This window comes from Streptomonospora sediminis (assembly GCF_054778995.1).
On sequence record NZ_BAAGYZ010000036.1, the window covers coordinates 184,482 to 196,478 of the forward strand.

9 protein-coding genes are annotated in these 11,997 nt (G+C 74.5%); 5 read left to right on the forward strand and 4 right to left on the reverse strand.

All coding sequences use genetic code 11. The annotated features are described in order from the left end of the window. Window positions 1-81: 81 nt before the first annotated feature. Together ACYVD5_RS09805 and ACYVD5_RS09810 are read right to left on the reverse strand one after the other, a co-directional pair. On the reverse strand, window positions 82-2,160 hold the full coding sequence (locus ACYVD5_RS09805) for a cytochrome c oxidase assembly protein (protein WP_461000635.1): 2,079 nt from the start codon (window positions 2,158-2,160) through the stop codon (window positions 82-84). A 28-nt stretch (window positions 2,161-2,188) separates the two neighbouring features. Further along, the gene (locus ACYVD5_RS09810; protein ID WP_461000636.1) at window positions 2,189-2,317 is read right to left on the reverse strand and encodes a hypothetical protein; all 129 of its coding nucleotides are present in this window, start codon (window positions 2,315-2,317) and stop codon (window positions 2,189-2,191) included. Window positions 2,318-2,811: 494 nt separating this feature from the next. Here ACYVD5_RS09810 and ACYVD5_RS09815 point away from each other — a divergent pair, with 494 nt between their 5' ends. Both ACYVD5_RS09815 and ald read left to right on the forward strand, forming a co-directional pair. Further along, window positions 2,812-4,155: an amidohydrolase family protein gene (locus tag ACYVD5_RS09815; RefSeq protein ID WP_461000637.1), complete on the forward strand. Its 1,344-nt coding sequence runs from the start codon at window positions 2,812-2,814 to the stop codon at window positions 4,153-4,155. Window positions 4,156-4,317: 162 nt separating this feature from the next. Further along, the gene (gene ald, locus ACYVD5_RS09820) at window positions 4,318-5,448 is read left to right on the forward strand and encodes an alanine dehydrogenase (protein ID WP_461000638.1); all 1,131 of its coding nucleotides are present in this window, start codon (window positions 4,318-4,320) and stop codon (window positions 5,446-5,448) included. 62 nt (window positions 5,449-5,510) lie between these two features. Here the strand turns inward: ald and ACYVD5_RS09825 are convergent, their stop codons facing one another. Beyond that, complete coding sequence (locus ACYVD5_RS09825; protein ID WP_461000639.1) at window positions 5,511-5,792, reverse strand: hypothetical protein; 282 nt, start codon at window positions 5,790-5,792, stop codon at window positions 5,511-5,513. A gap of 297 nt (window positions 5,793-6,089) precedes the next feature. Here ACYVD5_RS09825 and ACYVD5_RS09830 point away from each other — a divergent pair, with 297 nt between their 5' ends. Then, a complete protein-coding gene (locus ACYVD5_RS09830; protein WP_461000640.1) occupies window positions 6,090-7,271 on the forward strand; it encodes an enolase C-terminal domain-like protein in 1,182 nt (393 codons plus the stop codon). Window positions 7,272-7,882: 611 nt separating this feature from the next. Here ACYVD5_RS09830 and ACYVD5_RS09835 read toward each other — a convergent pair. After that, entirely contained in the window at window positions 7,883-8,857 is a 975-nt protein-coding gene (locus ACYVD5_RS09835) for a 2-oxoglutarate and iron-dependent oxygenase domain-containing protein (RefSeq protein WP_461000641.1), read from the reverse strand. A gap of 323 nt (window positions 8,858-9,180) precedes the next feature. On the opposite strand from ACYVD5_RS09835, the gene ACYVD5_RS09840 reads away from it, so the two are divergent. Beyond that, entirely contained in the window at window positions 9,181-11,373 is a 2,193-nt protein-coding gene (locus tag ACYVD5_RS09840; protein ID WP_461000642.1) for a phosphodiester glycosidase family protein, read from the forward strand. Between the two features lie 106 nt (window positions 11,374-11,479). Beyond that, window positions 11,480-11,935 carry a MaoC family dehydratase gene (locus tag ACYVD5_RS09845; protein WP_461000643.1) on the forward strand — a complete coding sequence of 152 codons (456 nt, stop codon included), beginning with the start codon at window positions 11,480-11,482 and terminating at the stop codon, window positions 11,933-11,935. Window positions 11,936-11,997 lie beyond the last annotated feature (62 nt).

Consider the following 11,997-nt stretch of genomic DNA (forward strand, 5'->3'; position numbering starts at 1 on the left):
GGCCCGGAACCGCCCCGCGGGCCGCTAACCGCCGCCTGCCGGGGCGGCCCGCTGCTTGCCGCCGCCCCTCAAGCCTCCGGCTCAAGCCTCCGGCGGACGCCCGTTGGAGCGCCGTTCCAGATCGGCCAGGTAGGCGTTGTAGGCGTCCATGTCGGCGTCGTCGGAGCCGTCGCGCCGGCTGTGGCGCTCGCGGCGGCGCTCGGTGCGTTCCTCGTCGCGCGCCCACTGCCGCACCAGGGCGAGCATTACCAGGCCGGTGGGGATCTCGCCGACCGCCCAGGCGATCCCGCCGCCGGTGTACTGGTCGGCGCTTTGGCCCTCGAGCCAGGGCACCTGGAACTGCCCGTAGTACTCCATGGCCAGCGGCGCCGTCTGCATCATGATCGTGATGCCGAAGAACGCGTGCACGCCCATCACCGCCAGCAGCAGCACGATGCGCAGCAGGTAGGGCAGTTTGCGCGGCCCCGGGTCCACACCCACGATGATCCAGTAGTAGAGGAACCCCGTGAGCAGGAAGTGGACGTTCATGAACAGGTGCCCGCTGTGGTCGTTCATCAGCGCCGGGAACAGCGGCGAGAAGTACAGCGCGTAGGGGCTGAGGACGAACAGCGGGGTGGCCACGGCCGGATGGGTGGCAACCTTGGCGAACCCGCTGTTGATGAACGCGGTAAGCCACTCGCGCGGGCCGCGGTCGCCGCGCCTGCGGGCGGGGTGCAGGGCGCGCAGCGCCAGGGTGACCGGGGCGCCCAGCACCAGCAGGATCGGCACGAGCATGGACAGCACCATGTGCTGGATCATGTGCGTGCTGAACAGCACCATCGAATAGGTCGCCACCCCGCTGAGCAGCACGGCCGCCAGCACGAGCAGGCCCGCGGCCCAGGCCAGCGTGCGGCCCCAGGGCCAGCGGTCGCCGCGGCGCAGCAGGCGGACCACGCCCGCGGCGTATCCGCCGCCCAGCACCGCGACCACCAGGATGAAAAACAGGTCGGGCCGCCAGAGCGTCAGCAGGGTATGGGCGCTGATCGGCGGCGGCATGGGGAACCCGAGGATCGCCTCGGCCGGATCGGCCGTGCCCTGCTGCTCCGGGGGCGGCGTGCGGCCCAGTGCCGCCGCGATGCCCATGGTGGCCGACATGACGGCGATCTCGACCCCCGCCAGGCGGGCGAACAGCCGCCGCCCGCCGACCGCTGCGATGCGCGGGATCGTGCGGCGCCGGTGCGCCCAGCCGATGGCGCCCAGTGCGATGAACAGGGCCGCCTTCACCAGGATCAGCAGCCCGTAGGAGGTGGTGTAGAGGTCGGCGACCGTGTAGAGGCGGCTGGCGGCGCTGGCGACACCGCCCACACCGACGCCGATGTAGGCCCACAGCGCCATGCGGCTGAACCGCTCGGCGGCCACGGGGGCGTCGTCGGCTCCGGCGCGCAGCCCGTGGAAGGTCACCGCGGCGAGCCCGCCCACCCACACCGACACCGCCAGCACGTGCAGTGCCAGCCCGGTGATGGCCAGTTCGTGGCTGCCTGCCGAGGCGGAGTGCCCGGTCAGCGCGGGCGGGACCAACCCGGCCACGGCGAGGGTCAGGGGGGCGAACGCGCCGGCGGCGGTGTCGGTGGTGCGGCACAGCAGCGCTGCGGCGCAGGCGAGCAGGATCACTATGAGCAGCCCGATGCCCTGGGCCACTGAGACGGCGTAGCGGGTGAGCTGGTCGCCGACGACCTCTGCGGGAGGCAGCCCCGAGACGTCGGAGAGTTGGAAGACGAGCACTGCCGCGGCGGCGCCCGCCCACACCAGCGCCGGCCAGGTGGCGGCGCGCACGTAGCCGAGCGCCTGCGGCCCCAGGGCGGCGCCCTTGCGCAGCGGCAGCAGGAACAGGGCCAGCACCAGCAGCCCGGTGGTCAGGGCGGCGGCGATGTCGCGCACCGCGGTGGCGCTCGGCAGGCCCCAGCGGGTGACCGGGCCGGCGTCGGGCAGGCCCGGGATGGCGCGGGCGGTGACCGCTCCCCCGGTGACCAGGGAGACGATGAGGGCGATGGAGCACGAGGCGAGGGCGGCGACGGCGATGATCGCGGCGGTGTCGGCGCCGGGAGCGCGGGCGGGTGCGCCGCTGTGCGGTGCGCCCTTGTCGCGCGGCGGGTCGCTGTCGCGGACTCCGGGGGAACTCACGCGGGCCGCTCCGTGGGGTCAGGGGTCGCTACTGGTGGTTGCGGTGGCCGATGACCGCAGCGGCGGCGGCCGCGCCGACCGGGAGCCCGGCCACGCCCCACATCCAGGGCGCTATCCAGCCGGCCGCATCACCGATGAGGAGTACGGCAACGTCCACGCGATCACCACCACGAACCGGTCCAAATCTACTACACGGTGTCGGAGACGATGCCCAGCGGTGAACCCGCAGGACACGAACGCCGTCCGCCTCCGCCGCCGGCCCGCCAAACGCGGCCCGCCGGGGCCGGGCGGTGGCCCGCGGGCCTGCCGCCCGGAAACGGCTGTCTTTCGGCTCCCTATCGCACCACTGTAAATACCCCCCGAAAAGCCGACCATTCCATCGGAAAAACGTCCGGATGACCGGCATCGGACCGCACCGCAGGTGCCCGTTCAGCGCTGAAGCCCCCTGCACGCTGCCGATCGCGGTACGGTCGGGCAATCGATCAGCGCAGCGCCGACCGCACCGCAATGCACCGCTACCCCACCGCACCGCACCGCGGCAAGTGGGCCGCACGCCCGACGAATGCAGGCAGTTATCAGCGACTACCAGCGATTCCCGGCGATTACCGCATTTCGCTCGAATATCGTCAGCGAACCACGAAGGGGATTCCGATGCCCCAGATCGACACCGTCGTCCGCTCGCGGCAGGTCGTCACCCCCGGCGGCGTGGTGCCCGCGTCCGTCGGCCTGCGCGCGGGCCGCATAACCGCCATCGGCGACTACCGGGCCCCCTGTGCCGCCCGGCGGGACGTCGACCTGGGCGAAACCGCGCTGCTGCCCGGCGGCATCGACATCGACGTGGCCGTGCAGGCGCCCGGCCAGGGCCTGCGGGACGGCTACTCCGCCGCCACGGCCGCCGCTGTGCGCGGCGGCGTCACCACCGTCGTCGCCTCGGGTCCGGCCCGCCCTGCGATCACCGGCGAAGCCGGCCTGCGCGCCCACCTGGCCGCAGCCGCCGACACCGCCGCCCACGTCTTCTTCCTCGGCAACATCACCGCTGACAGCACACCGGCCGACCTGGCCGAACTGCGCGCGGCCGGGGCGGTGGGCTTCCACTGCTCGCTGGCCGGCGACTCGCCTGCCGGCGGCGCCGGCGGGCACCGGATCGACGATGTCCGGCTGCGCAAGGCGATGGTGGAACTGGCCGCCATGGACGCCCCGTTGGTCGTGCACGCCGAGGACGCGCGGGAACTGTCGGTGCCGCAGGGCCCGGGGCTGTCTGCGCTGCTGGCCGCTCGCCCGGCGCTGGCCGAGCGCCGCGGCATGGAACGGGTCATCGCGGCGGCGCGCATGGCCGGCGGACGCGTGCTGGTCGCGCCGTTCACCGCGGCCGAGTGCGCCGCCGTCTTGGCCGGGGCGCGCGCCATGGGCGTCGGTGTCAGCGCCCAGACCTGCCCGCACTACCTCTGCCTGCCCGTCGAGCAGGTGCCCGACGACTCCGCCGCGCACGCCTGCCTGCCGCCGCTGCGCAGCGGCGCCAACCGCAACGCGCTGTGGAGCGTGCTGCTGGACCGCAGCGACGACCCCGCCATCACCCAGGTGGGCTCGGGGCACCGGCCGGGCACCGGCGCCGCCGGGATCGCCTGGACCCTGCCCGCGCTGTGGACCGCCGCCCGCCGTCGCGGCTGCGGTCTGGCCGACCTGGCGCGGTGGACCTCCGCGGCGGCGGCGGAGCTGCTGGGTATGGACCGCAAGGGCCGCATCGCCCCGGGCTGCGACGCCGACCTGGTGGCCTTCGATCCCGCTGCCGGGCAGAGCGTTCCGGCCGCCGACCCCGGCCCCTATGCCGGGCGCATGCTCGCGGGGCGCGTGGTGGGCACCTGGGTCTCCGGCGCGGGCGCGTTCGGCGCGGCGGCCGAGCCGGCGCCTGCGGCACGGACCGACCCTGCCGGTCCCGCCGGTCCCGCCAACCCGGCCGCCGCGGGCGGCCGGCTGGACCCCGCCGCCTCGAACTGAGGCGGTGCGGGCCGCTTGCCAACACCGGACCGCCCGCGCAGCCGCCCCGCCGGTTACACCTTGTAAACATGCCATGAAAACGGCAGTCATGGTGGAGATGGCGGGGTGCGGGCGGGCACGTCAAAGTGAAGATGTATCAAAGAAGATGCAAGGAGGGGTCCCGTGCGCGTCGGCGTGCCGAGCGAAGTCAAGAACCACGAGTACCGGGTGGCCATCACCCCTGCCGGTGTCCACGAACTGGTCACGCGCGGCCATTCCGTCGCCGTGCAGAGCGGGGCGGGCCGCGGATCCTCCATCGCGGACGACGAGTTCACCGCGGCGGGGGCCGACATTCTCGGCTCCGCCGACGAAGTATGGGGCGAGAGCGAACTGGTCCTGAAGGTCAAGGAGCCGGTGGCCGAGGAGTACCCCCGCATGCGGCCCGGCCAGACCCTGTTCACCTACCTGCACCTGGCCGCCTCCCGCGAGTGCACCGACGCCCTGCTGGAGCGCGGCGTCACCGGTATCGCCTACGAGACCGTGCAGGCCCCCGACGGTTCGCTGCCGCTGCTGGCGCCGATGTCGGAGGTCGCCGGGCGGCTCGCGCCGCAGGTGGGCGCGTTCACGCTGCAACGGCCCAGCGGCGGGCGCGGCCGGCTGATGGGCGGTGTGCCGGGGGTGAGCCCGGCACGGGTCACGGTGATCGGCGCCGGGGTCTCCGGGCTGAACGCCACCCGCATCGCCGTGGGCATGGGCGCCGACGTCACACTGCTCGACCTGAACGTCGCCAAGCTGCGCTACGCCGACGACATGTACCAGGGCCGGGTGCGCACCGTGGTCTCCAACGCCTTCGAGCTTGAGAGCGCGGTGCTGGAATCGGACCTGGTGATCGGCGCGGTGCTGATCCCCGGGGCCAAGGCACCCAAGCTGATCTCCAACGAGCTGGTGGCGCGGATGCGTCCGGGCGCGGTGCTGGTCGACATCGCCATCGACCAAGGCGGCTGCTTCGCCGACTCCCGCCCGACCACCCATGACGACCCGACCTTCGCCGTGCACGACACCGTGTTCTACTGCGTGGCGAACATGCCCGGGGCGGTGCCCAATACCTCCACCCACGCCCTGACCAAGGACACGCTGCGCTACGCGGTGGCGCTGGCCGGCAAGGGGTGGCGGCGGGCGCTGGCCGACGACCCGGTGCTGGCGCAGGGCCTGAACACCCACGACGGCGCGATTACCAACGAGGGCGTGGCCGAGGCGCACGGGCTCAAGTCGCGGCCGGTCGCCGAGGTGCTGGCCGAGGGCGCGCACCAGTAGCAAGAGCGGACCGGCGGACCGCCAGGGCGTTCCGGCGGTCCGCCCTGGCGGTGCGCCGGCGGTCAGGGCGCGAACACACCGCCTCCCGGGCCCTGCCCCGTGCCGGTCTGGCCGGGCAGGAGCACGCCGCGGACCTCGCCGGTGCAGTCGCGGCCGCTTACGATGAACACGGTCGCGTCGGTGCGGTTGGCGACCTTGTAGGGGCCCGCATCCAGCGTGTGGCACCCCGCGGGATCGACCCGGTCGGTGCCGTTGATCGTGAGGACCCCGGTCGCGGCGTTGGCGGGAGCGGCGGGCAGCACGGCCAGCGCCGCGGCCGCAGCGAGGCCTGCGAGGATTGTCACTGCGGGGGCTGAGCGGCAGCGCATCGGCATTCTCCTCAAGTAGTCATTCGTGTACGCAGCGTTATCGACTCGTCGAGGTTAGTCCCTGCACACCGGCTCGGCCACCGGACTCAGCGGGCTCCGCCGAAAGGTCCGGCCCGAAACCCGCCCCCGATCGCGCGTGCCCCGCACCGGCGGTGCGCACCGGTGGCCGCGCTGGCAGCCTCCGCGGTGAGCGGATACTTTCGGTGAAGGGCGGTGTGTGTACGCACCGGCACCCGCCTGCCCACTGCTCCCCGCGTCCGAGACGGAGACCGCGTGTCACCTACCGAATCGGCGACCCTCGCCCGGGTCGCCGGCATCGATGCCACTCTGGTCCGGTTGCCGCTGGTCCATCCCCGTTCCCGCGGGGCGGCCGAGGCCCGGCCGCAGTTCGCCCGCCACGCACTGGTCCAGGTCCGCGACGAACACGGCAACTGCGGGTGGGGCGAAGTCCCCCTCGCCGACGGCGAGCGGTGGCGCGCCCTGGTCGACCACTACGCGCCGGCCCTGCTGCACCACACGTGGCAGCGGCCCACCGAGGCCGCCGGCGCATGGGCCGGCCTGCCCTGGGTGCCGGCGGTGGCCGCCGGGCTCGACACCGCCTGCTGGGACCTGTGGAGCCGCCAGCGCGGCACCCCGCTGTCCTACGCCCTGGGCGGCGACCGCACCGCTTTCACGGCCGGGGCCACCGTGGGCCGCCAACCCTCGGACGAGTCACTGGTACTGGAGGTCAACCGGCAGGTGGGCAGCGGGTTCCGCCGAGTCCGGCTGGAGGTCGGCCCCGGCTGGGACGTCGACGTGGTCCGCACCGTGCAGGAGAGCTTCCCGTTCCTGGTGCTGCAGGCCGATGCGGGCGGCCGCTATACCGAGGACGAGGCCGACCTGCGGGCGCTGCGCGCACTCGACGACTACGGCCTGGTCGCCATCGAGGAACCCTTCGCACCCGGCCGCCCCGACCCCGATACCGGTGTCGGCAGCGGCCTTGAAGCCCACGCGCGGCTGCAGCGCGAGTTGCGCACGCCGATCGCGCTGAGCACCTCGATCGACTCGCCGGCCACCCTCGACCGCGCCATCCGGGCCGAGGCCGCCCGCGCGCTGAGCCTGCGCACCAGCCTGCTGGGCGGGCTGACCCCGGCGCGCCGCGCTCACGACCGCGCCGCCGACGCCGGCTGGGACATCTGGTGCGGGTGGGACGGCGAATCCGGGGTGGGCCGGGCGGCCATCGCCGCACTCGCCGCACTGCCCGGCGTGAGCCTGCCCAGCGAGATGCCCGGCGCCGGCGGCCAGTTCACCCGCGAAACCGTGCGCCCGGCAGTGCGCGCCCACGAAGGCATCACCCCCATCCCGCTGACCCGCGCGGGGTTGGGCCACGATGTCGACACCCGCGAACTGCGCCGCCTGGCCGTCGACTCGGTGACACTGGGCGCCGGCGGCGGCGCCGCACCCTCCGCCGGCTAAGTCCTGTTTAATAGGCCCTGATCGATCGGGACTGCCCGCATGCCGGTGCCCTGTGCAGCAGCGAGGCCCCCGGGCGGACCGATCACCCCTGAAGAAGCCGACCCGCACGGGACCACTGATGGCGGCCCCGCCATGGCGGCCGGTGCGTCCGGGGACCAGGGCGGACACGGGCCCGCTCGGCGGCCTTGCCCGCGGCCGGGCGACGGGTCATCCGGACAGCAAAGCAGCAGCGACGGCCGCGGGCGGCGGGCGCGCGGGTCGCCGCTCCCACCGCAGGCGGCGGGGGCGGGCGGCGCACCGCACCGGCCCTGCAGAAATGCCCGGATTTTAAAGCCGGGACCGGCATTTCTGCATGATCGTCACTGGGCACCCGACATAACGGGCGCACTGCCACCCGGTAATCCGACATGACGGGCACACGCGCGCCCGCCCGGGCCGATCGCCGCCCTCGGTGCCGCTTTTCCGTGCAGGCCACCCGCCGCCCGGCCGCGGACAAAGCCGCACAGTGGAACCGGGCCGCCCCTTCCAGGCACGAGGAGCCGCCCGCACAGCAACCCGGGCCCACCGCCGACCTCGGTGCCGCTTTTCCGTGCCGGCCACCCGCCGCCCGGCTACAGCGGCGCCCCGATCAGCCGCTTCCAGCGGTCGCCGCCCGGCTCGGCGGCGAGGTGGCCGGCAACCGTGACCGGCGGATACCGGTCGGGGCGGCCGGGCCCCACACATGTCGGCAGCGTGGTGACCAGCGCGTCGAAGTCGCCGCCGTGGGACAGGTACGCCGCGCGGCAGCGGACCGGCCGGGCATCGGCCGCGGCCACACGCAGCGGCGGCGACGGCCAGCGGTCGTTGGTCCAGCGGGCGAGCAGGCCGCCGATGTGCACCACCAGGGTCTGCTGCGCGGCACCGAAACCGTGCCACACACCGCGGCCGTCGGCGAACTCCAACCCGCCGCCCGGCGCCCAGACCAGCCGCAGCAGGCCGGGCTCGGCGCTTGCGCCGCCGGCGGCCGTGCCGCGCGCGGAGCCGTCCAGCGGGCGGCCCGGGGCGGGCGCCGCGGCGCGGGGCGGGGCGTACTCCAGATGCAGCACGTCCATGGAGTGCCCGGTGTAGGGCTCGAAGAAGCCCTCCGGCAGCTCCAGCGCGACGGCGAAGATCCGCGTTAAGCGCCGCACCAACCGCTGGGCGGCGTCGAACCAGGCCATGACCTGCGGTTGGAAACGCGGCAGCCCGACCGGCCAGATGTTGGCGGGATAGCCCTCCTCGGGCAGGCGGCGCTCGGGGAAGTCGCGGGCCTGGGTGCCGATGCGGAAAGACTCGGGGATGCGTGCCGGACCGGGCGGGCGGTAGCCGCGCTCGGTGTCGGGGTCGGGCGGTAGGTAGCGCAGTTTGGCCGCCGCCGGGCGCTCGAAGAACAGGTCGATGGCCTCGCGCAGGCCGTCGTGGATCCGGCCGGGGATCCCGTGTCCGGTGACCTGCAAGAGTCCGGTGCGCGCCGCGGCGGCACCCACCTGCGCGGCGATCACGGCGCGGGCGGCGGGGTCGGTGTCCCAGGCGGAGATGTCGATGGCGGACTCGGCCGCTGTGACCATGCGTCCTTCCCTTTCCTCCCGCGGACCGCCGGGAAAGGAGCGCTGCGGCCGGTCCCTTCCGGCACACCCTAGGCAGACCGTGTTGCCGCCGGGTCAACCCGGGATACACGGCGGTTAATCGGCCGTGGTCGAACGGTAACCCTGCGCTGCCTCAGCGTTGACCTTCCACCAATACAATCTGCATCAGTGCGATTACTTATGGTGATCAGCGCATCGGCGGTATCGGCCGCCACCACTGCGGCCCGACGGCACCGGCCCATCCCCCGCTGCCGCGGTCGGCGCAGCGCCCATCCCCCGTCTCCCGGTACCGGAGGTCCCCGGCCGTGCTCCCCCGCGCCGCAGCAGCGGCCCTTGCCCTGACCACGGCGCTGTGGGCGGCGGCGCCCGGCGCGGCCGCCGCCGATACCGCCGCGGCGCAGCCGCCCGCCGAACCCGTCGCCCCCGGCGTCGCCCTGACACAGACCTCAGCCCCCGGCTCCGACCCCGGTTCCGGTTCCGGTTCCGCAACGCATTTCAGCACCCTCAACGTGGACCTGAGCGGCCCCGCAGCGGTCGGCTACCTGGGCGGCGGCCACCTCACCGACCCCGCCCCCGTCAGCGCCATGCCCGCACCCGCGGGCACGGTCGCCGCCGTCAACGGCGACTTCTTCGACTCGGGTGCCTCCGGCGCGCCGCTGGGCGCGGCCGTCAGCGGCGGCACGCTGCTGAAATCACCGACCCGCGGCCGCGCCAACACGGCGGTGATCGGCGCCTGGGGACGCGGCGGAATCCACCGGGCCGAGTTCTCCGGCACGGCCGGCCTACCCGGCGCGGACATCGGCATCGACCGGCTCAACAGCCACCGGATCCCCGCTGACGGCACGGGCGTGTTCACCGCCGCCTGGGGCGACCACCCGCGGTCGCGCGCCGCCGGTTCGGGGCCGGTCACCGAACTGGTGGTGTCCGAGGGCACCGTGCGCAAGGTCCGCGAGTCCGCCGGCACCGGCACCATCGCGCCCGGCACCCGCGTGCTGCTGGGCCGCGGCGCGGCCGCCGAGCGCTTGGCCGGGCTCGGGGCCGGGGCGCGCGTATCGCTGGACTACGCGCTGGACACCGGCGGGCTCCGCGCGCAGACCGCGATCGGCGGCCGCAACGTGCTGCTGCGCGACGGCGAGACCACCGGCGCCGACGACGGCGCCCGCCACCCGCGCACCGCCATCGGGTTCTCCCGCGACGGCCGGCGGATGTTCCTGGTGGTCGCCGACGGCCGCGCCCGGGGCACCCGCGGGGCGACCCTGCCGGAGGTCGCCGAGCGGTTGCGCCGCGCCGGAGCCGACGACGCGCTGGAGCTCGACGGCGGCGGCTCGGCCACACTGCTCACCCGCGCGCCGGGCACCGACGGGCTCGAACTGCGCAACCGCGCCGGCGAACCGGAACGCGCCGTACCCAACGGGTTGTCGGTGCGTGCGCCCCGCGGCGACGGCACCGCCCGCGGGGTGTGGGTGCAGCCCGCCGTTCCGGCGCGGCCGCCCCGCGGCTCGGCACTGCCCGTGCGGCCCGATCCGCACCGGGTATTCACCGGGCTGGGCAGAGAGCTGACCGCCCGCGCCTACGACTCCGCTTACGGCCCCGCCCCCGAGCCCGGGTTGAGCTGGACGGCCCGCGGCGGCGGTGTCGAGGGCAGCGGCGGCGGCGCCGTTTTCCGGGCGGGTGCGCCCGGCGGTGCCCGGGTGGAGGCCGGCACCGGCGGCGCCCGCGGCGGGGTGGACCTGGAGGTGCTGCCCGGCCCGCAGCGCCTGGCGGCCACCCCGGCGGCGCTCGCCTTCTCCGGTGGTTCGGGGCGCCGGTCCTTCGTCATCGACGGGGTCGCACCCGACGGCACCCGGGCCGCGATCGAGCCGGCGGACGCCGAGATCACCGTCGAGCCGGACCTGGCGGCGATCACCCGGCGCGGCGACGCGAGTGTGCTGGTCGAACCGACCGCAGCGTCTGGAACCGCGACGATCACGGTGGCCGCGGGCGGGCGCAGCGTCGACATCCCGCTGCGGATCGGCTCGCAACCGGTCGAACTGGCGGGCTTTGCCGACGCCGCCGAGTGGGATGCCACGGGCTACCGCGCCGCCGCGGCCGAGGTGTCGCCGGCCGCGGGGCACACCGGCGGCGGGCTGGCTCTGGACTACGACTTCACCGGTGAGCGGCGCAGCAGGGCCGCATACGCGGTCCCGCCCGCGCCGTTGGCGGTGGAGCGGACCGCGTTCGGGTTCGGTCTGCAGGTGCGCGGTGACGGCAACGGCGCCCAGGTGGCGCTGACCGTGGTCGGCGCCGACGGGCGGCGGCACTCGTGCTACGGGCCGCGGGTGGATTGGACGGGGTGGCGCAAGGCCGCCATCTCCGTTCCCGATGGGATCGCCCATCCGGTTTCGGTCGAGCGGATCTATCTGGTCGAGACCCGCTCGGACCACCAGTACCGGGGCCGGGTGGTCATCGACGATCTGCGGGCGACCGCGGCGGCGGCCCCGGATGCAGCGCGGCGCTGAGCGGGCGTGCGACCCACTCCCCCATCCCATACCGAATGGTCGGTTCGCTAGAGTCTGGGCACCCGCCCCACCGGCGGGCTGCCAACGGGTTCAAGGAGAGCGGACGATGCGGACCTTCACCGACCTCGCCGAACTGGTCGCGGCCACGGGAGAGCACCTCGGCTACAGCGGCTGGCTCACCGTCACCCAGGAGTCCATCGACAAGTTCGCCGACGCCACCGGCGACCACCAGTGGATCCACGTCGACCGCGGCAGGGCGGCCGACGGTCCCTTCGGCGGGACGATCGCCCACGGGTTCCTCACCCTGTCGCTGCTGTCGGCCTTCAGCCCCCAGGTGTGGACCCTGGAGGCGGCTCCGTCGATGTCGGTCAACTACGGCCTCAACAAGGTGCGTTTCCTGCAGCCGGTGCGCGCGGGCGCGCGGGTGCGCGACGGCATCGAGCTCGCCGCCGCCCGCGAGAAGGACAACGGGATGCTGCTGACCTTTAGGCACACCGTCGAGATCGAGGACGGCGAACGCGACGCGCTGGTCGCCGAGAGCCTCATCCTGCTGGTGCCGTGACCGCCGCCTGCCGCGTCGGCCGTGGAGCAATGCCCTGATCCGGGCATCGCTCCACGATCGCC